The following is a 24072-nucleotide window of genomic DNA, read 5'->3' on the forward strand; positions in this document are numbered from 1 at the left end:
CCGCTCGTCGGCGTCAGGCGGGGCGGCGGCGGTGGGGGACGCGGACGCGGTCGAGGTCCTGCGCGACGGTGAGCTCGCCGTCGAACACCTCGCGCGCCTCGCGCCAGAACTCCGTGGGGTCGGGGTAGCGCTGGGAGAAGTGCGTGAGCACGAGCGACCGGACTCCGGCCTCGGCCGCGACCGTCGCGGCCTGCCGGGCCGTGAGGTGTCCCCAGCGCTCGGCCTGGTCCCGGTCGCGGTCGAGGAAGGTCGACTCGATGACGAGCAGGTCGACGCCGTCCGCGAGCCGGTGCACCGCGTCGCACAGGCGCGTGTCCATGACGAACGCGAACGACTGGCCGGGGCGCGGCGCGCTCACCTCGTCGAGGGTGACGGTCCGGCCGTCGGGCGCGACCGCGGCGCCCGTGCGCTGCAGCTCGCCCACCGCCGGGCCGACCAGGCCGTGCCGCGCGAGGAGCGCTGGGTCGAGCGACCGGCCGTCGGGCTCGTCGAGGCGGTAGCCCATGGCCTCCAGCGTGTGGTCGAGGCGTTCCGCGCGCAGCGTGAACCCCGGTTCGGGGCGCCCGGCCACGGGCGGCACGACGCCGTCCGTCGTGAGGGGCTGGAGCTCCAGGTGCCCGCGGCGGACGTGGGCGCTCTCGTCGAGCAGGTGGTCGACCCACCGCTGGCCCGACGCCGGGTAGGTCACCCCGATCGTGTGCCGCACGCCGTCGCCGCTGATGCGCTGGGAGACGCCAGCGAGGCCGAGGCTGTGGTCGCCGTGCAGGTGCGTGATCGCGATGCGCGTGAGGTCGGTCGCGGAGACGCCCGCGAACGACATCTGCCGCTGCGTCCCCTCTCCGGGGTCGAAGAGGATCGCCTCGTCGTCCCAGAGCAGGACGTAGCCGTTGTGGTTGCGCGTGCGGGTCGGGACCATGCTGGCCGTCCCGAGGACGACGAGCTCGCGGCGGGACATGGCCCCAGCCTGCCACGGCGCCTCTGCTCGGCGGGTGGCTCGTAGGGTGGCAGGAGACCACCCCCGAGATCCGGAGAACCATGCGCCTGCTCCTCGTCCGTCACGGACAGACCCCGTCCAACGTCGCCGGCCTGCTCGACACCGCCCTGCCCGGCCCGGGCCTCACCGCGCTCGGTGCGCGGCAGGCCGCGGCGATCCCGGACGCGCTCGCGGACCGCGTGGTCGACGGCGTCGCGGTCTCGACGCTCGTGCGCACGCACCTCACGGCCACGCCGCTGGCCGAGCGACACGCTTACGACCTGCTCGAGCTCGACGGGTTCCGCGAGGTCGACGCGGGCGACCTGGAGATGTCGGGCGAGCACGACGACCACGCCACCTACCTCGAGACGGTGTTCGCGTGGGGCCGCGGCGAGCCCGACCGCCGGATGCCCGGCGGACCCGACGGCGCCGAGTTCCTCGCTCGCTACGACGACGCCGTCGCGAGCGTCGCGCGCACCGGGTGGCGCACCGCCGTCGTCGTGTCGCACGGCGCCGCGATCCGTGCGTGGGCGTGCGCGCGGGCCGCGGGTGTCGACGTCGACCGGCTCGCGTGGACGCCGCTCGCGAACACCGGGCTCGTCGAGGTCGAGGGGGACCCGGTGTCGGGCTGGCGCTTGGTCGGGGTGAGCGACGGGCCGCTGGGCGGGGCGTTCCTCGACGACCTCGTCGCGGAGGACCCGACGGGCGAGTCCGTCGCCGAGGAGGAGCGCCGCGCCGCGGCGGACGACTGACCCCTTCCGGAGCATCGCACGGATCTGGCGGTCGTCACGTTCGTGACATACGCTCGGTGGATGGCCGACGCACCGCTGCCCGCGCCGAACGAGCGCGCGCTCGAGTCCGACATCGTCACGGACCTGCGCGAGCAGATGACGTACGGGTCGTACCTGCACCTCGACACGCTGCTCGCGGCGCAGGAGCCCGTGAGCGACCCCGAGCACCACGACGAGATGCTGTTCATCGTGCAGCACCAGACGACCGAGCTCTGGCTCAAGCTCGTGCTGCACGAGCTGCTCTCCGCGCGCGACCTCCTCGCCGCCGACGAGCTGGGTGCCGCGCTCAAGCGCATCGCGCGCGTCAAGCACGTGCAGCGCACGCTCACCGAGCAGTGGTCGGTCCTCGCGACGCTCACGCCGAGCGAGTACGCGCAGTTCCGCGGGTTCCTCGGGCACGCGTCGGGCTTCCAGTCGTGGCAGTACCGCGCGGTCGAGTTCCTGCTGGGGAACAAGAACGCGCGCATGCTCGACGTGTTCGACGCGGAGCCCGACGCGCGCGCCGAGCTCGCCCGGCTGCTCGCCGAGCCGAGCGTCTACGACGAGTTCCTGCGCCACCTCGCGCGGCACGGCCACGACGTCCCGCAGCGGGTCCTGGACCGCGACGTCAGCGTCGCGCACACGCTCGACGACGACCTCGTCGAGGTCTTCCGACGCATCTACGACGACCCGGGGACGCACTGGTCCGCGTACGAGACGTGCGAGGAGCTCGTGGACCTGGAGGACAACTTCCAGCTCTGGCGGTTCCGCCACATGAAGACGGTGCTCCGCATCATCGGCACCAAGCGCGGGACGGGCGGGTCGAGCGGCGTCGGGTTCCTCCAGAAAGCGCTCGACCTCACGTTCTTCCCCGAGCTGTTCGCGGTCCGCACCGAGATCGGGCGCTCGTGAGCGGCGAGCGCCTCGGCCGGGCGGGCGACGGCGGCACGTGGCTCCCGCCGTTCGTCGACGCGCACGTGCACCTCGGCCTCGTCGACCCCGTCGCGGTGCGGCGCGGCGGGATCGCCGTCGTGCACGACCTGGGATGGGTGCCCGACGTCGCGCGCACGTGGCCCGGTCGGCCCGGCTTCCCGGAGGTCGCGTTCGCGGGCGCGTTCCTCACCGCGCCGGGCGGCTACCCGTCGGACCGGTCGTGGGCGCCGCCGGGGTCGGTCGAGGCGGTCGGCTCGCCCGAGGCGGCCGTCGCCGCCGTCGACCGCCAGGTCGCCGTCGGCGCGTCGTTCGTCAAGGTCGCCCTGCACGCCGACGCCGGCCCGGTGCCCGACGACGCCACGCTCGCCGCGCTCGTCGACCGCGCCCACGCGCGGGGCCGGGACGTCGTCGCGCACGTCGAGGGGCGAGGCATGGCGGCCCGCGCGTTCGAGGCGGGCGTCGACCGGCTCGCGCACGCCCCGTTCTCCGAGCGCCTGCCCGACGACCTCCTCGCCAAGATGGCCCGCCCCCACCCCCACCCCGAAAACGACCCTGCCCGCCGTCGAACACGACCTGACGGTCGAAAAGGGCCGGATAACGACCCTCAGGTCGTTCTCGGCGGGTCGCGGGTGAGCTGGGTGAGCACGCTCGACGTGCACGGGTGGGGCAGCCCGACTGTCGAGCAGGACGTCGCGATCGACAACGTGCGGCGGTTCGCCGCGCTCGGCGGGACGGTCGTCTACGGCACCGACCTCGGCAACGGGCCCCTGCCGCCCGGAGTGAACGCGCGCGAGCTGCGGGCGCTCGCGGCGGCGGGCCTCGACGCGGACGCGCTGCTCGCGGCCCTCACGCACGACGCGGCCGAGCGCTGCGTTCCGGGCCGAGCGCTGCGTCCCGGGACGCAGCACTCGAGCGCGGACGCATCGCTCGCGACCTGGGTACCCGGCGACCCGCCCGACCTCGACGACCCCGACGCCGTCGCCACGTGGCTCGCACGCGCCGTCGTCGTCGAGCGCGACGCCACCCACCCCGCCCCTCCCGAAGGACGACCATGACCGAGGACCACGCCGCCCGCTCCGCCGCGCTCGACGCCGCCGACCCGCTCGCGCGGTTCCGCGACGCGTTCGTCGACTCCGAGGAGGTCACGGCCTATCTCGACGGGAACTCGCTCGGCCGGCCCACGCGCGCGTCGGCCGAGCGGCTCGCGCGGTTCGCGACGGAGCGCTGGGGTGCGCGGCTCATCCGCGGCTGGGACGAGGAGTGGTACGACCTCCCGCTCACGCTCGGCGACCGGATCGGCGCGGTGACGCTCGGCGCGGCGGCGGGCCAGACGTTCGTCGGCGACTCGACGACGGTGATCCTCTACAAGCTCGTGCGGGCCGCGCTCTCGGCGCCGCAGGTCGCGGGCCGCGACGAGATCGTGCTCGACGCCGGGAACTTCCCGACGGACCGCTACGTGCTGGAGGGCGTCGCGCGCGAGCACGGCGCGACGCTGCGCTGGATCGCGCCGGACCACGACGCCGGCGTCACGCCCGAGCAGGTCGCCGCGGTGCTCTCCGACCGCACCGCGCTCGTGCTGCTCAGCCATGTCGCGTACCGGTCGGGGTACGTGAGCGACGCCGCCGCGATCACGGCGCTCGCGCACGACGCCGGGGCGCTCGTGCTGTGGGACCTGTGCCACTCGGTCGGGGCGCTGCCCGTCGAGCTCGACGCGTGGGGCGTCGACCTCGCGGCGGGCTGCACGTACAAGTACCTGAACGGCGGTCCGGGCGCGCCCGCGTTCGGCTACGTGCGGACGGGCCTCCAGGACGCGCTGACCCAGCCGATCCAGGGCTGGATGGGCAGCGCCGCGCCGTTCGAGATGGGTCCGGCCTACGCGCCGCACGACGGTGTCCGGCGGTTCCTCTCGGGGACGCCCGCGATCGTCGGGATGCTCGCGATGCAGGACATGCTCGACCTCGTCGACGCGGCCGGGATGCCGGCCGTCCGCGCGAAGTCCGTCGCGCTCACCGAGCACGCGACCGCGCTCGTGGACGACCTGCTGCTCCCGCTCGGCGCGCGGTACGCGTCGCCGCGCGACCCGGACCGCCGGGGGAGCCACGTCACGGTCGACCACGACGCGTTCGAGGCGACGCTCCCGCTCCTGTGGGAGCGCGGCGTGATCCCTGACTTCCGCCGCCCGGACGGCCTGCGCCTCGGCCTGTCCCCGCTCTCCACGAGCTTCGAGGAGGTGCGGTTCGGCGTCGAGGCGGTCCGCGACGCGCTGCTCGAGGTGCTCGGCGCCCGGACGTCTGCGGAGGCCGCCGGGGCAGTGTCGACGGGCGCGGACGGCGCCGCGTGATCCTCGACGACCTCGACTCCCGGCCCGGGAGCACGACGTCGTTGCTGCGCACCGTCGTCGGGCTGTACCTGCGCGACCTCGGTGGCGCGGTCGCGGTGGCGGACCTGGTCGAGCTGCTCGGCGCGCTCGGTGTCGCGCCCGGGGGAGCGCGGAGCGCGATCTCGCGCGTCAAGGCCAAGGGGCTGCTCGTGCCCGAGACGGTCGAGGGACGAGCCGCCTACCGGCTCGCGTCCGACGCCGGGCCGATGCTCGACCGCGGCGACCGGCGCATCTTCGCCTACCGGCAGCAGGGCGACGACGACCCGTGGTGCCTCGTGTCGTACTCGCTGCCGGAGGAGCGGCGCGACGTGCGCCACCAGCTCCGGCGACACCTCGCGTGGATCGGGGCCGGGAGCGTCGCGGACGGGCTGTGGATCGCGCCGGGCCACCTCGTGGACGAGGTCGAGGAGATCCTCGGCGCGCTCGAGGTCCGCGACGCGGCGACGGTGTTCGTCGCCGGGCGCCCGCGCGTGGCGGGCGCGTTCGCCGACGTCGCCGCGCGGTGGTGGGACCTCGACCGGGTCGCGGCGCTGCACCGCGCGTTCCTCGGGCGCCACGGAGGCTCCCGGTCGGGGCGAGGCACGGTTCCCGACGGCGCCCCGGCGGCCGCGGAGGACGGCTCGCCGCGCGACGCGTTCGCCCGGTGGGTGCGCGCCGTCGACGACTGGCGGCCGATCCCGTACGCAGACCCGGGGCTGCCACCCTCGGCCCTGCCCGCCGACTGGCCCGGTGCCGCGAGCGTGGCCCTGTTCGACCGCCTCCGCACGTCGCTCGCGACGGTCGCGTCGCGGCACGTCCAGGTCGTCGTCGGGCGCTGACGGGGGCACAGTGGGCACATGAGCGACCCCACGCCCGACCTGCCGCCCGCGCTGCGGACCCTCGTCGACGCCACGAACGCGGGTGATCCCGCGCGCTTCCTCACCGCGTTCACCGACGACGGGTTCCTCGACGACTGGGGTCGTCGGTTCCGCGGGCACGACGAGCTCGCGAGCTGGGACCGCACGGACAACATCGGCAGACGGTCGCGCTTCGACGTGACGGGGCTGCGCGACGGCGCGACCCCGGACGAGGTCCTGCTCGACCTCACGGTGTCCGGCGAGGGGTACAACGGTCCCGCGACGTTCACGATCCTCCTGCGAGACGGACTGATCGCGCGTCTCGTCATCTCCTGAGCCCGGTGCCCGCGTTCCGGACATGACCGACACATGCGGATCCTTGCGCCGGCGGTGCTGGTGGGGTTGATCACACCGGGGTGACTTCACCCGGCACCCAGACCTGGACGACCGTCCAAGTCTGCCTACGGTGGTCGGGACGGGTCGTCCGACCCCGTCGTCCGCGACACCGAGACCCAGGTAGTGATGACCCGCTCGACCGTGACACCTGAACAGCAGATCCCCTCGACCCCCCGCCGCGCCGGCCGACGCCCGGCCGCCGCGATCCTCGCCGCCGGCCTCCTCGCGGGTGCCGGCCTCGTCGTCCCCGCGACGAGCGCCGCGGCCGCCGACGCGGTCAACCCGTTCGACCTGGCCGGCGGCTTCAGCGTCTACGCCCGCGAGGACGCCCGCCTCGACAACCACGAGACGGAGGGGTCCGTCGCCGTCGGCGGCGAGCTGACCGTCCGGGCCGAGGGCGGCACGTACCCGATCGTCCACCATGTGGCCGGGACCGCGGACTACACGATCCCGACCGTCGACGGCGACCCGACCCGTCTGCTCGTCGGGTCGTACGCGCCGACGTCCGGCCTCGTGGAGATCACCAACGCCGGGGTCCCGGCGGGCAGCGGCGCCGAGCTCGAGGGCTACCTCAAGGTCGTCGGTGCCGACCCCGCGTTCGACACGTACCAGCGCGGCGACTGGGTGCGGTACCGCACCGCTGTCGACGAGGCCCCGTCGATCGACGCGACCAACCAGAAGTGGCCCGACGGCGCCGCGACCGTGGCGACCGAGCGCGACTCGGTCGCCGCGTACGTCGAGACGGGTGCCGCAGAGCCGGCCGAGGTGCGCCAGTGCCTCGCGGACCTCGTGCCGAGCGGCGTGGCCCACGTGCTCACGGTGGCCGAGGACGTCGGCGACCGCGTCGTCCTCTCGGCGCTCGAGCCGGGACGGCCGAACGTCGTGGACTACGCCGACATCGCGGACGCGTACACCGTGCAGTTCGCGGACGGGGTGCTTCCCTCGGCCGACGCCCCGCTGATCATCTCCGTCCCCGCCGGGTCGACCGAGCTGCGCGGCTCGGTGTTCGGCGCCGAGGGCGCGGCGGCCCGCCACGTCCTGTGGGACCTCTCGCAGCTCGACGGCGCGGTCACCCTCGGCACCGGCGGGACGCGCCTCGACGGGTCGGTCTACGCCCCGACCGCGGACCTCACGCTCGAGGCGGCCCCGCTCGACGGCCAGGTCGTCGCGCGGAACCTCACGCTGCTCGGCGGCGAGGCGCACGCCTACCTCTTCGCCGGCTCCATCCCGTGCGCCACCGAGCCCGTCGTGGAGACGGGCAGCCTCACCGTCACCAAGCGCGTCGCGGGGGACGCGGCCTCCACCGTGCCCGACGGGACGACCTTCACCGTCGCCTACGAGGCCGCCGGGACGACGGGCGAGCTGACCGTGCCCGTCGACGGCTCCGCGACCGTCGAGGACCTCCCGCTCGGCACGGAGGTCGTGCTGTCCGAGCCGGGCTTCCCCGCCGTGGACGGGGTCGAGTGGGGCGAGCCGACGTGGCAGGTGGACGGTGCCGCCGTCGAGCCGGGAGGCGACGGGACCGTGCGCGTCGAGATCGGCACGACCGACGTCGCCGTGGTGCTGACCAACACGGCGGACGCGCCGGTCGAGCCGACGCCCACGCCGGTGACCCCCACCCCGACCGAGCCCACGACCCCGACGACGCCGACCACGCCGACCACGCCCGGCGTGCCCGACCAGCCGACGTCCCCCGCCGACGGCGGAACCGGCGGCCTGGCCACGACGGGCGTCCAGGCCGGGGGCGTCGCGCTCGCGGCCCTCGTGCTGGTCGCGCTCGGTGTCACGGTCCTCGTCCTGCGGCGCCGCCAGGACGCCTGACCCCGTTCCTCCCGCGCGTCCGACGCCGCGTCCCCGACCTCGGGGGCGCGGCGTCGTCGCGTTCCCGGGGCGTGTCCGGGACGGCCACCTGCCCGCCGTCGGGAGTTCACCGGGCGGACGGGCGCGCGCCACCCCGGCTCCGTACGGTGACAGCGCTTCCCACCACGGGTCCGACGCCGCCACGGTGGTCCGACGGTCGTCGCGCGCGGACCCCTGACCTGCGAAGGAACCCATGAACCCGCACGCCTCCCGACTGCCCGGCGCGCTGACGCGCGTGGCGGCGTCGGCGCTCGCCGTCTCGCTCGTCGGCACGGTGCTCGTCGCCGCGACCGCGACCTCGACGGCCGCCGCCGACGAGTCCCTGCTCTCGACGTCCGGCACGACCTGGCGCTACCTCGACGACAACACGAACCCGGCTGGGTCCGCCGCGGACCAGCGCGCGTGGACGACCACCGCGTTCGACGACTCCGCGTGGAAGTCCGGGACGGGCGCGTTCGGCGCGAAGCGCGGCGCGGCGACGGGGATCGGCGCCGCGTTCCCGATCACCACGCTCCTCAGCCAGTACATCGAGGGCACGACGACGGACGTCCCCACGTTCTTCTTCCGCACCGACGTGGAGCTCACCGCGGCGGACCTCGACGGCGTCCCCGCGTTCGAGGGCGAGATCGTCTACGACGACGCCGCGATCGTCTACGTGAACGGCGAGGAGGTCGTGCGCCTGGGCGACGACTCCCGCGAGATCACGGAGAACCTCCAGTACCACGGCAACGGCCGCACGGACCCGGTGACGGGCACGTTCGTCATCCCCTCCGACGCGTTCGCGCCGGGCGAGAACACGATCTCCGTCGCGCTCTACCAGGACGCGCCGACCAGCTCGGACATCTACCTCGACGTGCGCTCGCTCGTCCCGACGCACGGCGAGGTGCGCGACGTGACGCTCGGCGTCGGGTCCGACGAGTCCGAGGCCACCGTGGCCTGGTTCTCGAACCTCCCGGGCTCCGGCGAGGTCCAGTGGGTGCGTGCCGACCGCTCCGTCGACGGAGGGTTCCCCACGGACGCGGAGGCCGCGACGGCGGTCTCCGGGCCGTCCGCCGACGGCGCCACGTACCACCACGCGGCGCTGACCGGGCTCGAGGAGGACGCGGAGTACGTCTATCGCGTGGGGTCGCCCGAGACCGGGTGGTCCGAGCCCGCGACCTTCGACACCGGCACGTTCGGCGACGAGTACTCGTTCCTCTTCCTCGGCGACATCCAGATCGGCGCGAGCGGCAGCACGGAGCGCGACTCCGCGAGCTGGCTCCAGAACGCGGGCACGATCGACGAGCGCCACCCCGACGCCGCGTTCGTCGTCTCGGCCGGCGACCAGGTCGACTCCTCCGGGAACACCCAGCAGTACACCGGCCTGTTCGCCCCGCGCTCGATGCGCACGCTGCGCTTCGCCCCGGACGTCGGCAACCACGACGCCGGCAGCGCGCTCTACGACCAGCACTACGCCCGGCCCAACGCGACCGAGGGCCAGCGGGACTACTGGTACACGTACGGTGGCGTCCTCTTCGTCTCGCTCGACTCGAACGAGTCGTCGACGGCGGGCATCGCGGAGCGCGAGGCGTACCTGCGCCAGGTCGTCGCCGAGCAGGGCGACGAGGCCGAGTGGGTCGTCGTGACGTTCCACCACTCCCTGTACAGCCAGGCGTTCCACACCCGTGACGCGGACGTGGTCCGGCTGCGCGAGGCGCTCTCCCCGGTGTTCTCCGAGCTGGGCGTCGACGTCGTCCTCGCCGGTCACGACCACATCTACACGCGCTCCCACCTCATGGACGGGACGACGCCGGTCGTGCCGTCGGCGACGCCCGCGAGCGGTGACGTGCTCCGCCCGGAGGACGGTCAGGTCCTGTACGTGACCGGCAACTCGTCCACGGGCAGCAAGTACTACGACTACGACGGCGCGAAGCCGTGGACCGCGCGCTGGGAGCAGTCCCGCGAGCCCAGCTACTCCGAGGTCGACGTCACCCCGACGACGTTCACCGTGACGACCTACGTGACGAGCACCGAGCGCGTGATCGACCAGGTGACCGTCGAGCACCCGGGCGCCACCGGTCCGGCGCTCGACGTCGAGACGAGCGCGCGCTGCCTCGCCGGCACCGCGTACGTCGCGGTCCGCGCGACGAACACCGGGGACGTCCCGGCGGACGTCACGCTCGCGACGCCGTTCGGCACGCGCACGGTCGCGGCGGTCGCGCCGGGCAAGGCGGCGTACCAGTCCTTCTCGACGCGGTCGGCCACGGCCGAGGCGGGCTCCGTCACGGTGACGGGCACCCTGCCCGACGCCGGCGCCACCTCCGCGCACGACGCCGCCTACCCGGCGGTCACCTGCGGCTGAGCCTCCCCGCCGAACCGGGGTCGTTCCCCAGCGCACGCTCGCGCGGGGGAACGACCCCGGGTTCGTCGCGTCAGGACGGTCGAGGCGCGGCGTCGTCGTCGAGCGGCTCGACGACGATGCCGCCGAAGCGCGCGTCGCGCGCCTGGTGCTCGACGCCGCCGATCCAGACACGCCCGCCCCGCACCGCGTCGGACGCGGGGGAGCGGTCGAGGTAGTGGGCCTGGTAGCCACCGCCGAAGTCCACGTTCGTCAGCGAGACGGCGCGACCGGCCTCGTCTGTGACGTCCGACGAGCACCACGCGCACACGTGCCGCGGATAGCGCGGGTTCTCGCGGAGCAGCGTGCCGCACAGCGGGCAGAACTGCGTGCGCACCGGCTCGGCGCCCGACGGCGCGAGCGCCCCCGCGCGGACGAGGCCGCCCTGTGCGGTGCGCCGGGCGAGCGCGGTGAGCTGGCGCCGCGCGATCCCGGGCCAGCCGTGGACGGCGGTGGCCCACTCGTCCGGCACGGCCCGTGCGCCGTAGGCGGCGCCGAGGAGCGCGCCGGCGATGGCCGCGACCGTGTCCGTGTCGCCGCCGATCGCGACCGCGGCCTGGAGCGCGGCCGCGAGGTGGTCGCGGCCGGCGAACGTCGAGCCCTGCGGCGCGGAGGTCGTCGCGATCGCGTGCCACGCGGCCTGGAGGGCGGTGACGGTGAAGCCGTTCTGCCGCAGGTCGGCCGAGGGCCGCCCGACCTCGGCGTCCGCGATCCACGCGGACCAGCGCGCCGCCGCGTCCGGGTCGAGGAGGTCCAGTCCCGCACGCGCGTCGAGCCGCTGCCGGGTCACCGCGACGCGCACCGCCTCCGACCAGAGCACGCACGACTCGGCGGCGAGCGGGTCGGTGTGCGTGAGCTCCGCGACGGCGCGGGCCGCGCGTGCGGTCGCGTCGCGGTCGTCCAGGGCGACGAGCCCGACGACGCCCGTGCGCATGAGCGCGCCGTTCCCCGCCGTGCGACCGGTCGCCACGTGGAGCGCGGCGGACGCGCCGCGCAGCCGGGTCGCGGCGGGCCCGCGTCGTGCGGCGGCGGCGCTCAGCACGGACGCGGTCTGCGTCCCGACGTCGGTCGCGCCCTCGGTGCGCCACCCCTCGAACGCGGCCGCGACCTCGTCGAGCGGCGTCGCGCCGAACGCGTCCGGGACGGGGGAGAGCACGTCGTGGGCGGCCGTGACCCGGGCGACGCACACCGACATCTGGGTGTCGTCGCTCCACTCGCCGGGCGCGTACGGGCCGAGACCGCCGCCCCGCATGACCGCGGCCGCCTCCGGCCGCCCGGGGCCGGGCGGCTGCGCGAACTCGTACGGCACCCCGAGCGCGTCGCCCGCCGCCTGGGCGAGCAGCACGCCCGACGCGCGGTCGAGCAGTCCGTGGTCGAGCGGGTCGAGCGGTTCGCGGGCGGGCGGAGGCGGCGTCGTCGTCACGGCGCGATCGTGCCACGATGAGCGCCATGACCACGACGCCCGCCGACCTCGCCGCCCTCATCGCCTCCGTCGAGGCGGACGAGCGCGACCTCGTGCTCCGCACCTTCACGCACGACGACGCGTGGCGGCTCGGCTGCCTGCTCGTCGAGCTCGCCGACGAGCGTGACCTGCCCGTGACGATCGACGTCCGCAAGGGCCCGCAGCAGGTGTTCCACGCCGCGCGCGAGGGCACGACCCCGGACAACGACTCCTGGGTCGAGCGCAAGGTGCGGGTCGTCGAGCGGTTCGGTGCGTCGTCGTACCTCGTGGGCCTGCGCGCCCGCGCGAAGGGGACGACGTTCGCCGACCAGCACCAGCTCCCGCTCCAGGAGTACGCCGCCCACGGCGGCGCGTTCCCCGTCCGGGTCGACGGCGTCGGGATCGTCGGCGTCGTGACGGTGTCCGGGCTCGCCCAGGGAGACGACCACGCGCTGGTCACCGAGGCCCTGCGGTCCTTCCTGGGCCGCGGCGCGTAGCGGTCAGTCCCAGACGAGCGGGATGTCCTCGAACGTGGGCCACGTCGGCGCGACGTTCACGTACAGCGACGCCAGCGAGTCGTCGAGAGGCCGCGGCAGGTAGACCTCGTACCGGGCCGTCCGCCCGACGGCAGCTCGCACGAAGAGCGGGTCGCTCTCCAGCTCGCGCGCGCCGCTGCCGCGGACCGGCTCGTACGAGACGAGCGCGTAGGGGTCGACGGCGGACGGGTGCAGCTCGCCCCGACCCGTGAGGTCGTACACGGAGATCCGGTCCGTCGCCCCGTCGACCGGGTCGAGCGGCGTGAGCTGGACGCGGAGGCGCATGACCGGGCCGCGCACGACGATCGGCTCGATCGCGACGCGCACGCGCTCCTCACGGCCCTCGTCGTTCGGCACGACGACGGTCTTCTCCACGACGGTCTCGCCGTCCTCGACGAGATCGACCCGCGGGCCGTCGGCGGGCACGTGGTCGGCGTCGACGGGGGCGAGCTCGTGCTCCTCGATCTCGATTCCCCGCTCGCCGGGCGTCGTGCCGGAGTAGCGCAGCTCGACCCGCCGGTTCTGGGCGCGGTCGTCGGCGACGTCGTCGCCACCCTCCTCCACCTTGAGCTGCGACTCCCCGTGACCCTGCGCGTCGAACGTGACGTCGGGGCGCACCGCCGCGGCGGCCGCGACGACCGCCTGCGCGCGACGCTGCGAGAGGTCGAGGTTGTCCGCGTCCTCCCCGACCGAGTCGGTGTGGCCCGCGACGGTCGCGGTCACGCCGTCGGGCAGGTCCTCGGCGACCTCCTGGACGCGCTGCACCGCCGCGTCGGACAGCTCGGCCGAGCCGACGTCGAACAGCACGTCCGTCTCGAGCGTGACGACGACCTCGTCCTCCTCCACCTCGACGTACTCGAAGGACGTGACGGCGCCCTCGGTCTCGAAGGTCGTGGCGACGCCGGGGTCGAAGTGCCGCACGGCCTTGTCGAGCGACTCCCGGCTGGGAGGCCCGCCGAGGTCGTCGAGGGTGAGCGCGTCGATCCCGGGGACGTCGGGCGTCGGGTCGGCGCCAGGCTCGTCGTCCGCGGACGCCGGGGTCGTGGCGGCCGCGAGCAGGGTCGTCGTGACGACGACCGTGGCGAGCGACGCGACGGCGGCGCGGCGCGCGCGGCTCACTCCTCCACCTCGTAGGTCACCGGGACGTCCTCGAACGGGGGCCACGACTCGTGGAGCCGCACGTCGACGGCCGTCGGGTCGCCCGCGGGGCGCGGGAACCAGGCCTGGTACAGGAGCGGACGGCCGTTCACGGTCGTCGCGGACACCACGTCGGTCGCGAGGTCGGTCCCCCCGGAGGAGATGAGGTCGTACTCGGTGAGCGCGTCCACGTCGACGATCGTCGGGTTGTGGTCGTGCCCGAGCATGTCGTACGCCGAGTGCTCCTCGGGCTTCTCCGCGTCCGCGTCGACGAAGCGCGGCGTCATGAGGACGCGCAGCTCGACGGTCGAGCCGTCGGCGACGAGCGACACCAGCCCGAGCGAGACCTCGTCCTCGGCGGACCCGGGGACGGGCAGCCGTGTCTCGAGGACCGGCTGGTACTCCTCCACCCCGACGGTGACCGGGGTCGGCTCGTCGGTGGCCGCGTCGCCGGAGCAGGCGCCGAGGGTGAGCGTGAGGGCGACCACGGTGGCGGCGCCCAGGAGCGCGCGGGGGCCAGGGACGGGCGAGGGTGCAGGCGAGGGCACGGGCGGGCCCGGGGGCGTGGTGCTCGGCATGGCCGGAAGGCTAGCGGACCGGTACGTCCCTGATCCGGCCCATCCGTGGGGAGATGTCCCCATCGGGGGCAGACGGACGGGGCCGGTACCGTGAGGCGCCGGCCCCGTCCGTGGTCCGGTCGCGCGGGGGGCGGGCGCGACCGGGGTCAGGGTGCCGGCGCGACGACATGCGTCGCGCCGGCGGTGCGCTGCGTCAGGCCGCGCGCGTGACCTCGATGCGCTGGGGAGCGCGGCCGGCGAACACGCCGGCGACGGTCACGGTGAGCACGCCCGCGTCGTAGGACGCGCGGACGGCGTCGGCGTCCGCCGACTTCGGCAGGGTGACGGTGCGGCGGAACTCGCCGAACCGCACCTCGCGGACGCGGCGCCCGGCCGGGGCGACCTCGGCCGCCTCGTCGGTGTCGGCCTCGTCCGTCGCCGCCTCGGGCTGCTCGCCCTCGGCGGTCTCGGACGTCTCGGCCGCGGGGGCCTCGACGACGCGCTGGTCGCGACGCTCACCGCGGACGACGAGACGACGGCCCTCGAGCTCGACGGTCACGTCGCGCTCCGGGTCGACGCCCGGCAGGTCGAAGCGCGCGACGAGGTCGTCGCCCTCGCGGTAGACGTCCGCGGCGGGCGCGTAGCCGGACCGCGCGGCGGGCGCGCTCACCGGGCGGGTCCAGAGCTGGCGCACGATGCGCTCGGTCGGCAGCGGGCGGAACGGTGCCACGGTGTAGGTGCTGATCATGGTGGTCCTCCAGGTCTCTCGCGCCACGGTCGGCCCGTGGCGTCCTGACCTCTCCAACCTTGAGCGTGCTCGGCTCAGTCCCGCGTTCGCGGACGACGAACGCCGCCGGAACGCTCAACCGCGGCGTGCGGTGCGCCGGGTCTTGCGGGCGGCCGCGGCGCGTTCCTCGGCGGCGTCGAGCCGTGCGTCGACGCCGTCGAGCGACTCCTGGGCCGCGGTCGCGGCGTCGCGTGCCTCGGCGAGCCGCGCGCGCAGGTCCTCGCGCTCGTCGGCGAGCCGGGCCAGCTCGTCCTCGACGCGCCCGAGCTCCTCCTCCACCTGCCCGACGGCGTCGCTCGCCGCGCGCACGCGCGTGTCCGCCTCGTCGCGCTCGGCCTCGAGGCGGTCGACCTCTGCCGCGGTCGCCTCGACCTCGCGCTCGGCGGCCGCCACGGCGTCCTCCTCGGGAGGCTCACCGTCGCCCGGGCCGGAGTCGGCCCGCGCGGACCGGGCGCCGCGCCCGCTGCGTGTCGTGCTCGTCTCCGGGTCCGCGGTCCCCGGCCCGCCCGTGCCCGCCGTGCCGCCGGTCCGCGCCCGCAGCTCGACGACGTCGGCCGGCTCGCCGCCCTCGTCGACGATGCCGAACCCGACGTGCTGGAGGGCCTGCGACAGCCGACCGGCGCGGACGAGCGCACCCGCGTCCGGGTCCATGACGGCGGCGGTGAGCGTCTCGGCGAGCCGGTCGAGCGCCGTCGCGGACACGGCCCGGCCCGCCACCTCGCCCGCGTCGCGCAGCTCGCCGACGACGCGCTCCACGCGCTCGCGCCGCAGCCGGTCGAGGGTGCGGATGCGCGCACGGTCACGGTCGGTCGTCGCGTCACGCAGCTCGTCCCCCAGGCTGACGAGCGCGGCGACGTCGTCGGGCCGTTCGCGCGCGACCTGGTTGACGACCCACGCCGCCACCGTCGGCTTCGCGAGCCGTGCCACGCGCTCCGCGCCGACCGCGTCCCCCGACGCCTTGATCTCCTTCGCCGCCGCGGTACGGGCGACGACGAACTGCTCGAGCGGCAGCGCGAAGAGCCCGTCGACGAGCGCGTCGGCATCGGTGCCGGCGTCCGCCGGGCCGCCGGCACCGCGCGTTCCCTCCGGGCTCATGACGCCCAGCGTCGCACCCCGGTGCCGGACGTGCGCCCGCTCGCCGGGTCCCGGGCGGCGAGCAGCGCCGCGAAGGCCGCCTCGGTGACGACGGGGATGCCGTAGCGGCGCGCGGTGCGGGCCTTCGTCGAGAGCGAGTCCGGGTCGGCGGCGACGAGGAGCCGCGTGCGGCGCGTCACGTAGGGCCAGGGGGAGAGTCCGGCGGCGCGCACGTCGCGCTCCCAGGCCTCGCGGGTGCGCGACATCGACCCGGTGAGCACGACCTCGTCGCCGTCCGCGAGCACGAACGCCGGGCGCGGTGCGACGGCCGGCTCCGCGGCGAGGCGCGCTCCGAGCGCCGCCTCGACGGCTCCCGCGACGTCGTCGGCGTCGAGGCCGAGCTGGCCCGCGACCTCGTGCAGGGCGGGGTCGTCGCGGACGGAGCCGCCGTCGTCGCGGTCGCCCGCGGCGGTCGCGCCGTCGAGGGCGTCGATCTCCGCCCGGGCGAGGGCGGTCAGGTAGTCGCGGTGCACGCTCTCGACCGCGGCCCGGTCCAGCCCGGCCCGCCGCGCCTCGGCGAGGAGCGCCGCACGCTCCGAGTGCGAGACGTAGCGGTCGAGGAGCGCGGCGTCGAGCAGGCGCAGGTAGGTCCCGGTGTCGACGTCCGGGCGCTCGGTCGACGCGCGCGGCGCACCCGTGCGGGCGCCCGGCGCCTCGTCGAGCCCGGCGAGCCAGTGCCCGTGGGCGCGGCTCGCGCCGCGCAGGACCGGTTCCACGCCGGGGAGCGAGGCGGGCAGCGACCACCGCACCCCGTCGGCCGCGGCGCGCGCCACGTCCCAGCACGCGTCGTCGGCCGCCACGTCGAGGTAGTACCCGAGCAGGCCCGCGGTGGCGCGCGCGTCGCCCAGGGCCGAGTGGACGTCGTCGTGCACGACCCCCACCGCCGCGCAGCACGCGGCCAGGGCGCGCGAGCCCGTGAGGTACCGGCCCGCGAGCTGCTGCGTGCACAGGCACGCGACGGGGTCGATCGCGGCCGCGATGCCCGCGCGCCCGATCTCCGCGCGCAGGAACCGCGTGTCGAACGCCGCGTTGTGCGCCACGAGGACGCGACCGGAGAGCAGGCGCAGGAGCGCGGGGGCGACGCGGTCGAACGTCGGGGCGAGCGCGACGTCCGCCGCCGCGATGCCGTGCACGTGCTGCGGCCCCAGGTCGCGCTCGGGGTTGACGAGGGTGGACCACTCGTCCTCGACGCGGCCCGCGTCGTCGACCAGGACCACCGCGACCTCGGCGACCCGGTCGCCGAGGCGAGGGGAGAACCCCGTGGTCTCGAGGTCGACGACGGCGAATCCGGGCACGGGCACAGTCTGCCCGACGCCGCCCACGGCCCGTGCCGCCCGCGACGCTGCGTCGCGCGCGTCATCGCCGCGTCAACTCGTGCGGCGAAGCGGGCCCAGGGGTTTCGCGCCCGCGCGCGGGGGCCTACGCTCGCGAGCACACGAGCCTTCGCAGCGTCGCGCGTCTCGTGTGCGACTCGGCCGGACCCCGACACGACCGGGGTCGGTCGGCGGGGGCCACTGTCGAGGAGGATGCGTGAGACCACGAACGATCGTCCCGTCTGCCGCCGCCGCGAGCCTCGTGCTCGCGGCTCTGACCGCAGCACCCGTCGGTGCTGCCCCCGGAGGCGGCCTCCGGGCCGCCGACGGACCGCCGCCGCTCGAGGACCTCGTCACCGGCGACGCGGTCATGCAGCGGCTCCAGGACTTCCAGGACATCGCGGACGCCAACGACGGCAACCGCGCGATGGAGACGCCCGGCTACGAGGCGAGCGCCGTCTACGTCGAGGACACCCTGCGGGACGCCGGCTACGAGCCCGAGCGCCAGTACTTCACCTTCGAGGACCTGGTCATCGACGACCTGTCCCTCACCGCGGCCGGCGTCGAGGTGACGTCGGACGTCTACCCGGCCGAGTTCGCCCCCGACACCCCGGACGACGGCGTCACGGGCCCGATCGTCCAGCCTGCCGACGAGCTCGTCCAGGGCTGCACGGCCGAGACCTGGGACGGGGTCGCCGTCACCGGCGCCGTGGCCCTGGTCAGCCGCGGCTCGTGCCCGTTCGCGGACAAGGCCCGGTTCGCCGCGGAGGCCGGTGCCGCCGCCGTCGTCCTCTACAACAACGCCGACGGCGCGCTGAACCCGACCCTCGGCGAGGCGAGCGACGTCTGGGTCCCGACCGTGGGCATCACGCAGGCCGACGGCCAGGCGATCCTCGCCGCGATCGCGGGCGGCGCCGAGGCGGTCGCGACCTACGACCTCCAGACGCACGTCGAGGAGTTCGAGACGTTCAACGTGATCGCCCAGACGCCGGGCGGCCGCGACGACAACGTCGTCATGGTCGGCGCGCACCTCGACAGCGTCGAGGACGGGCCGGGCATCAACGACAACGGCTCCGGCTCGGCGGCCATCCTCGAGGTCGCGGTCCAGCTCGCCGCCGCGACCGACGGCGGCCAGGACGTCGTGAACGCCGTCCGGTTCGCGTGGTGGGGCGCGGAGGAGGTCGGCCTGCGCGGCTCGACCCACTACGTGAGCGACCTCGTCGCGAACGACCCCGCGGCGCTCGACGACATCGCGACCTACCTCAACTTCGACATGGTCGGCTCGCCGAACTACATCATCGGCGTGTACGACGCGAACGAGTCCACGTACCCCGCGCCCGTCGAGGTGCCGCCGGGCTCGGCCGAGACCGAGGCGGTGTTCACCGACTACTTCGACGGCATCGACCAGGCCTGGGTCGACACCGAGTTCTCCGGACGCTCCGACTACCAGGCGTTCATCGAGAACGGCGTCCCGGCGTCCGGCCTGTTCACCGGCGCGGACGGCTCGAAGACGGCCGAGGAGGTCGCGCTGTTCGGCGGCACCGAGGGCATCTTCTACGACCCGAACTACCACTCGCCGCAGGACACGATCGACAACGTCGACGCGACCGCGCTCGACATCATGTCGCGCGCGATCGGCCACGCGGTCGCGTCGCTGTCCGAGGACACGTTCGCGATCAACGGCGTGGGCAACCCGCGCGTCGACGCGATCGAGGCGGAGGCACGGTGCCTGAACGGCACCGCCTACGTCGCCGTCCGGGCGACCAACGGCGAGGACGAGCCCGTCTCGCTGCGCCTCGTCACGCCGTTCGGCCAGCGGGCGTTCGGCCAGGTGGCTCCGGACGCCAACGCGTACCAGTCGTTCTCCACCCGGTCGGCGTCGGTCGACGCCGGCACCGTGAGCGTCGTCGCGCGCCTCGCGGGCGGCGGGGAGAACTACACCCAGACGTACGACGTCGCGTACGACGCGATCGCCTGCGGCTGACGCAGCCGGGTCACCCTGACGGGCGGGGCCGTCCTCCACGGGAGGGCGGCCCCGCCTGCGTCGAAGGACGTGCGCGGTGGGTCGTGCGCCGCGGGCCGCGACGGGTCGGCGGGGTCGGTCCCGCCGGGTCTACGCTGGCCCGCGGTGCGCCGTCGTGCGGCGCGGCGGACAGGGGGTCACGTGGCGAAGGAACCGTTCCTCACGACGACGGGCGACGAGCCGGGCGAGGGTCCCGACCTGCCCGGCACGACGTCGGGTGACGAGCGCAGCACCCTCGCGCGGCTGCTCGGCGAGAAGCGCCTCCTGCGCGTCCCCGCACTCCCGGCGCTGTGGCGACCCACGTTCGCGCGACCCTCGTTCTCGCTGCCGGTCGCGCTCCCCGGCCGTCGTGCGCGACGCGACGACGTCGACCCGGCGCCCGAGGCCGCTCCCGAGCCCGACCTCGACACCGCGCTCGAGGACGCGCTCGTCGTGGCGCTCGCGGACGACGGTGCGGTGGCCGACGGCGCCGACGGCGCGGACGGGGGTCTGCTCGACGGCGCCACGGACGACGGCGCGTTGGACGAGGTCGTCGCGGAGTGGGTGCGGCGCGCGATCGCCGCGTACCCGCGGCCGTCGCACCCGCTCGAGCGCGAGTGGGACGTGTCGGTCCAGGGGGTCGTGCGACTCGTCCCGTACGTGCCGCGGTTCGCGACGGCGCCGCTCGCGCTGCTCGACCGGTTCGGCGCCGTGACGATCGGTCCCGAACGCGTGGGCCTCGACGGCAAGGACGTGGACTGGGACCGCGTGGTCGAGGTCCGCACGGCGCCCGCGTGGACGTGCCTGTCGGCCGAGGCGCTGGAGGTGAACCTCGCGCAGTACGTCGTGGCGCTGCCACCGTTGCCCGGCCGCGCGTGGGTGCTGCGCAAGATCAGCGAGCTCCTGCTCTCGCTCTACCTCGCCGTGCTGCCGCCGGACGCGGACGGCGACGACGCCGTCGCGCACGCGCTCCTCGGCGCGTCCGGTGTCGAGGGCGGTGCGGCGGACCCGCCCGACGGCGGCGCGGACGTCGGCGACGCGGACACGCCGGCGGACCCGATGTTCGACCGCGTGGTCACCCAGGTCGTCTACCGGCGGCGGTTCGGGACGGGCGAGGCGCAGGCGAGCACGACGTCCGTCCTGCTCCAGCTCGCGCTGCGCGGCTCGACCGACACGATCGTCCGCACGGCGGCGGAGCGCGGGGTCGAGGTCGTGCACGTGCGGGCCGAGGACACGAGCGTCGGGTCGGTCGTGGCGCGCGCGGCGACGTGGCGCCGCACGGCGCTCGACCTGCGCGAGCGCGTGGGCCGGCGCCTCGGGCGCTGACGGCTACCGGTCGAGCGCCTCGAGGATGGGGGTGTCGCCGGCGGTGAACCGGACGAAGCGGCCGATCGTCGCGGGGGTGCGCACGGCCTGCGCGACGACCATCGCGACGTCCGCGCGCGAGACCTGCGAGGCGGCGCCGCCCGGGACGTCGTCGGCTCCGTCGAGCCCGTCGGCACCGTCCCCGACGACGCGGATCGCCCCGGTCGGGTCGCCGTCGGTCAGGGTGCCCGGCCCGAGGATGGTCCAGTCGAGGTCGGTACCCCGCAGGTGGTCGTCGGCGGCGAGCTTGGCGTCCGCGTAGGCGAAGAAGCTCGAGTCCGGGTCGACGCCGTGGTCGGGCACGGACCCGATCCACGACACCATGAGGTACCGGCTCACGCCGGCGGCCGCCGCGGCGTCCATGGTGCGGCTCGCGGCGTCGCGGTCGACGGCGTAGGTGCGCTCCGGGCTCCCCCCGCCCGCCCCGGCGGACCACACGACGGCGTCGAACCCGCCGAACGCGGCGGTGAGCTCGTCGACGGAGGAGTGCTCGACGTCGAGCAGGAGCGGCTCGCCGCCGAGGCGGCGGACGAGCGGGAGCTGCTCCTCGGCGCGCACGATCCCGGTCACGGCGGCGTCGTGGTCGACGAGGATCGGGACGAGCAGCCGGCCCACCTTGCCGTGGGCACCGACGAGGGCGATCTTCATGCGGCGGACTCCTGTCTGCTGACGTCGAGATCGACCCGAGCCCGAGAGATCGACCCTCAGGAGGCCGATCTCGAGTCGGTCAGGCCGAACTCGCGGTGAGGATCCCACCGTGCTCTCCCGAGGCCGACGCCGCCACCCGGGGCGGCGTCCGAGGCACCGGGAGCGTCAGGGGCAGTGTCGCGCGTTGGGCGCCGCGGCGAGCGTCGCCGTCGCCGACCCGCGGAGGAGGTCGCCGCCCGCAGGGTCCTGGGCGCACACCGTCCAGCCGTTCGACGCCCCCGGCAGCGTGCCCGCGCCCGGGTCGCGCGCGTCGACCACGACGACGCTCGCGGCGCCGCGCTTCTCCAGGTCCGCGCGCGCCTGCTTGAGCCTGGTCTCCACGAGGTTCGGCATCGGGAACGCGGGCTCGATCTCGACCGAGACCTCGACGCCGTCGGACCCGCCGGGCGGGACCGGAGCCCCCGGACCCGTGGTCGGGCCGCCCGTGGGGTCGGTGGGCTCAGCCGTCGGGCTGGCGGTGGGGACCGCGGTCGGCTCGGCGGTGGGCGACGGCGTCGGGGTTCCCGGGCCGCCGGGCACAGCCTCCGCTCGGCACCCGGCGAGCGCCGCCACGGCCACGGCGGCGAGCACCACGACGCGTGCGCGCCGAGGCACTCCTCTGACGCCCGCGCGGGCGTCAGAGTGCGCCGCGCGCTCCTGCGAGCTGTTCTTCGTCCGGCCTGTCGTCGTCGACGGTGCCGTCGTTCGTCGTGCCACCACACGTGCCCCCGGTTGCCCCTGCAAACTTCCTTGCGTCTTCGAGGGTACGTGACGGTCGCGCCGGCCGCGGCCGGGGGAGCCGATGACCGCGGGTGATCCTCGGTCGCCTCAGCCGCGGCGGGGCGACGTGCGCTTGGGCGGCCGGACGGTCGGGACGTCGCCGACGATGGGGATCGGGCGACGGTGGAACGGGAAGCCGTAGCGCGTGACCAGGCCGGCGAGCGTCGTCAGCCGGTTGCGCGGCCCGATGAGCCCCATGATGTGGACGAACAGCCATGCCAGCCACGCGACGCCGCGGGTGAGGCGCAGCCTCCCGACGACCTCGGCGATCGCCGCGCGCCGGCCGATCACCGCCATGGTGCCCTTGTCGAAGTACCGCAGGGACGTCGTCGGGCGCCCGGCGAGCAGCGCCTCGATGTTGCGCGCGACCTGCTCGCCCGACTGGATCGCCGGCTGCGCGAGCTGCGGCAGCCCGGCGGGAGAGATCGCGATGTCGCCCGCCGCGAAGACCCCGGGCAGGCCCTCGACCTGGAGGTCGTCTCCCACGACGACGCGCCCGCCCTCGCCGCGCGGCAGGCCCCAGTCGTCGACCTCCTCGTGCGGGTGGACGCCCGCCGACCAGACCGTGAGGTCGGAGCGGATGCGCGTGCCGTCGGTGAGCACGACGGCGTCCGGCAACACCTCCGCGACCCCGGCCCCCAGGTGCAGGCCGACACCGCGACGGCGCAGCTCCTCCGCCGCGTACCGGCGCAACCTCGGGTGGAACGACTTGAGCACCTCGCCGCCGCGCTGGACGATCTTCACCTCGAACGCGTCGCCGTGGATCTCCGGGTAGGCGGGTCGCAGGCCCGCGGTGCGGAGCTCCGCGAGCGCCCCGGCGACCTCGACGCCCGTCGCGCCGCCGCCGACGACCACGACGCGCAGCCCCTCGTCGGTCCCGGGGTTCGCCGCCGCCTTCTCGAGGCGGATGAACAGCGTGTCCCGGATCTTCATGGCCTGGGACCGCGAGTACATGGGGAACGAGTTCTCCTTGGCGCCGGGGGTGCCGAAGAAGTTCGCCGTGACGCCGTTCGCGACGACGAGGTAGTCGTAGTCGACCCACTCGTCGTTGAGGAGGCGGATGCGGCGCGCCTCGTGGTCGATGCCGACGAGGTGCTCGTGCACGACCCGCACGTTCTTCTGCTTCAGCCGCAGCCCGCGCAGGAAGTACGTGACGTCGCCCGGGTTCAGCCCCCCGGTCGCGACCTGGTAGAGCAGCGGCTGGAACGTGTTGTAGACGCGGCGGTCGACGAGCGTCACGCGCACGGGCGCCTTCGCGAGCCCCTTGACGACCGCGAGCCCGGCGAACCCCGCGCCGACCACCACGACGTGCGGCAGGGAGTCGGGGGCTGCCGGACCAGGCGCAGCGGTGACGGGCTCGGGCACGGGGCCTCCTCGGGGCGACGGGGTGGGAGAGCGCCGGTGCCCGCCCGCCTGCGTCGCGGACGTCGCCGACGACGTCTGCCAGGTTACGGCGAACCCCGCCCCCGCGCCGAACAGGGCGCCGTGGCGCGGGGTACAACCGGGGCCGGCCCAGGTAGAACCATGGTCACGCGAGGTAGAGCCCTGGTCCGCCGAGGTAGAGCCCTGGTTGCGCGAGGTAGAGCTGTGGTTCTTGGGTTCGACGGCGTGTGGTTGCCCTGGGTGGTCGGGGTGGGTGGTGGTGCCGCGTCTACCATCCGCCGCTCGTTCCTCGCGGCTCCCGCCAGGCCCGCCACGACGCGGCACCACCACCCACCCCGCCCGGCGTCGTCTCGCCCTGGTCCGCACGCACCCCGGGCGACCGCAGGACCCGCATGACCTGGGTTCTCGTTCGGCGGACCAGGGCT

21 protein-coding genes are annotated in these 24072 nt (G+C 75.3%); 11 read left to right on the forward strand and 10 right to left on the reverse strand.

The window, feature by feature from the left end; all coding sequences use genetic code 11:
• Positions 1 to 13: 13 nt before the first annotated feature.
• The gene (locus tag CCE02nite_RS06825; protein ID WP_141388911.1) at positions 14 to 955 is read right to left on the reverse strand and encodes a ribonuclease Z; all 942 of its coding nucleotides are present in this window, start codon (positions 953 to 955) and stop codon (positions 14 to 16) included.
• A gap of 80 nt (positions 956 to 1035) precedes the next feature.
• Between CCE02nite_RS06825 and CCE02nite_RS06830 the strand changes: the two genes are divergently transcribed.
• From CCE02nite_RS06830 to CCE02nite_RS06865, 8 genes are all read left to right on the forward strand, one after another.
• A complete protein-coding gene (locus CCE02nite_RS06830) occupies positions 1036 to 1725 on the forward strand; it encodes a histidine phosphatase family protein (protein ID WP_141388912.1) in 690 nt (229 codons plus the stop codon).
• A gap of 60 nt (positions 1726 to 1785) precedes the next feature.
• Positions 1786 to 2655 carry a tryptophan 2,3-dioxygenase gene (locus CCE02nite_RS06835; RefSeq protein ID WP_141388913.1) on the forward strand — a complete coding sequence of 290 codons (870 nt, stop codon included), beginning with the start codon at positions 1786 to 1788 and terminating at the stop codon, positions 2653 to 2655.
• Positions 2652 to 3731 carry an amidohydrolase family protein gene (locus tag CCE02nite_RS06840; protein WP_174774897.1) on the forward strand — a complete coding sequence of 360 codons (1080 nt, stop codon included), beginning with the start codon at positions 2652 to 2654 and terminating at the stop codon, positions 3729 to 3731. Before CCE02nite_RS06835 ends, CCE02nite_RS06840 begins: the two co-directional genes overlap by 4 nt.
• Positions 3728 to 5017, forward strand: a complete 1290-nt coding sequence (locus tag CCE02nite_RS06845; protein WP_141388914.1) for a kynureninase — start codon at positions 3728 to 3730, stop codon at positions 5015 to 5017. The genes CCE02nite_RS06840 and CCE02nite_RS06845 overlap by 4 nt, the downstream gene beginning before the upstream one ends.
• Positions 5014 to 5874 carry a PaaX family transcriptional regulator gene (locus tag CCE02nite_RS06850; RefSeq protein WP_141388915.1) on the forward strand — a complete coding sequence of 287 codons (861 nt, stop codon included), beginning with the start codon at positions 5014 to 5016 and terminating at the stop codon, positions 5872 to 5874. Before CCE02nite_RS06845 ends, CCE02nite_RS06850 begins: the two co-directional genes overlap by 4 nt.
• 18 nt (positions 5875 to 5892) lie before the next feature.
• Positions 5893 to 6228: a nuclear transport factor 2 family protein gene (locus CCE02nite_RS06855; protein ID WP_141388916.1), complete on the forward strand. Its 336-nt coding sequence runs from the start codon at positions 5893 to 5895 to the stop codon at positions 6226 to 6228.
• A gap of 186 nt (positions 6229 to 6414) precedes the next feature.
• Positions 6415 to 8109 carry a collagen-binding domain-containing protein gene (locus CCE02nite_RS06860; RefSeq protein ID WP_141388917.1) on the forward strand — a complete coding sequence of 565 codons (1695 nt, stop codon included), beginning with the start codon at positions 6415 to 6417 and terminating at the stop codon, positions 8107 to 8109.
• A 232-nt stretch (positions 8110 to 8341) separates the two neighbouring features.
• Entirely contained in the window at positions 8342 to 10489 is a 2148-nt protein-coding gene (locus CCE02nite_RS06865) for a purple acid phosphatase family protein (RefSeq protein ID WP_141388918.1), read from the forward strand.
• Positions 10490 to 10559: 70 nt separating this feature from the next.
• Here the strand turns inward: CCE02nite_RS06865 and CCE02nite_RS06870 are convergent, their stop codons facing one another.
• Positions 10560 to 11948 (reverse strand): ADP-ribosylglycohydrolase family protein, encoded by a 1389-nt coding sequence (locus CCE02nite_RS06870; protein ID WP_141388919.1) that lies wholly within the window; start codon positions 11946 to 11948, stop codon positions 10560 to 10562.
• Positions 11949 to 11974: 26 nt separating this feature from the next.
• Between CCE02nite_RS06870 and CCE02nite_RS06875 the strand changes: the two genes are divergently transcribed.
• Positions 11975 to 12463 (forward strand): heme-degrading domain-containing protein, encoded by a 489-nt coding sequence (locus CCE02nite_RS06875; protein WP_141388920.1) that lies wholly within the window; start codon positions 11975 to 11977, stop codon positions 12461 to 12463.
• 3 nt (positions 12464 to 12466) lie between these two features.
• Here CCE02nite_RS06875 and CCE02nite_RS06880 read toward each other — a convergent pair whose 3' ends face one another.
• From CCE02nite_RS06880 to CCE02nite_RS06900, 5 genes are all read right to left on the reverse strand, one after another.
• Entirely contained in the window at positions 12467 to 13621 is a 1155-nt protein-coding gene (locus CCE02nite_RS06880; protein ID WP_170227244.1) for an OmpA family protein, read from the reverse strand.
• Positions 13618 to 14217 carry a hypothetical protein gene (locus CCE02nite_RS06885; protein WP_141388922.1) on the reverse strand — a complete coding sequence of 200 codons (600 nt, stop codon included), beginning with the start codon at positions 14215 to 14217 and terminating at the stop codon, positions 13618 to 13620. The genes CCE02nite_RS06880 and CCE02nite_RS06885 overlap by 4 nt, the downstream gene beginning before the upstream one ends.
• Before the next feature lie 193 nt (positions 14218 to 14410).
• Positions 14411 to 14944, reverse strand: coding sequence for an Hsp20/alpha crystallin family protein (locus tag CCE02nite_RS06890; protein WP_141388923.1), 534 nt, complete (start codon positions 14942 to 14944; stop codon positions 14411 to 14413).
• A 114-nt stretch (positions 14945 to 15058) separates the two neighbouring features.
• Positions 15059 to 16078, reverse strand: a complete 1020-nt coding sequence (locus CCE02nite_RS06895; protein ID WP_141388924.1) for a hypothetical protein — start codon at positions 16076 to 16078, stop codon at positions 15059 to 15061.
• The gene (locus CCE02nite_RS06900) at positions 16075 to 17412 is read right to left on the reverse strand and encodes an exonuclease domain-containing protein (protein ID WP_170227245.1); all 1338 of its coding nucleotides are present in this window, start codon (positions 17410 to 17412) and stop codon (positions 16075 to 16077) included. Before CCE02nite_RS06900 ends, CCE02nite_RS06895 begins: the two co-directional genes overlap by 4 nt.
• A 235-nt stretch (positions 17413 to 17647) precedes the next feature.
• Between CCE02nite_RS06900 and CCE02nite_RS06905 the strand changes: the two genes are divergently transcribed.
• Positions 17648 to 19414 (forward strand): M28 family peptidase, encoded by a 1767-nt coding sequence (locus CCE02nite_RS06905; RefSeq protein WP_141388926.1) that lies wholly within the window; start codon positions 17648 to 17650, stop codon positions 19412 to 19414.
• 180 nt (positions 19415 to 19594) lie between these two features.
• Entirely contained in the window at positions 19595 to 20758 is a 1164-nt protein-coding gene (locus tag CCE02nite_RS06910) for a hypothetical protein (RefSeq protein WP_141388927.1), read from the forward strand.
• Between the two features lie 3 nt (positions 20759 to 20761).
• On the opposite strand, the gene CCE02nite_RS06915 is transcribed toward CCE02nite_RS06910, so the two are convergent.
• The 3 genes from CCE02nite_RS06915 to CCE02nite_RS06925 all read right to left on the reverse strand — a co-directional run bounded on the left by CCE02nite_RS06915 (position 20762) and on the right by CCE02nite_RS06925 (position 23629).
• On the reverse strand, positions 20762 to 21445 hold the full coding sequence (locus CCE02nite_RS06915; protein WP_141388928.1) for an SDR family oxidoreductase: 684 nt from the start codon (positions 21443 to 21445) through the stop codon (positions 20762 to 20764).
• A gap of 165 nt (positions 21446 to 21610) precedes the next feature.
• Positions 21611 to 22099, reverse strand: a complete 489-nt coding sequence (locus tag CCE02nite_RS06920; RefSeq protein ID WP_141388929.1) for a hypothetical protein — start codon at positions 22097 to 22099, stop codon at positions 21611 to 21613.
• 213 nt (positions 22100 to 22312) lie between these two features.
• Complete coding sequence (locus CCE02nite_RS06925; protein ID WP_174774898.1) at positions 22313 to 23629, reverse strand: NAD(P)/FAD-dependent oxidoreductase; 1317 nt, start codon at positions 23627 to 23629, stop codon at positions 22313 to 22315.
• Positions 23630 to 24072 lie beyond the last annotated feature (443 nt).

This window comes from Cellulosimicrobium cellulans (assembly GCF_006539945.1).
Taxonomy (GTDB): Bacteria; Actinomycetota; Actinomycetes; order Actinomycetales; family Cellulomonadaceae; genus Cellulosimicrobium; species Cellulosimicrobium cellulans.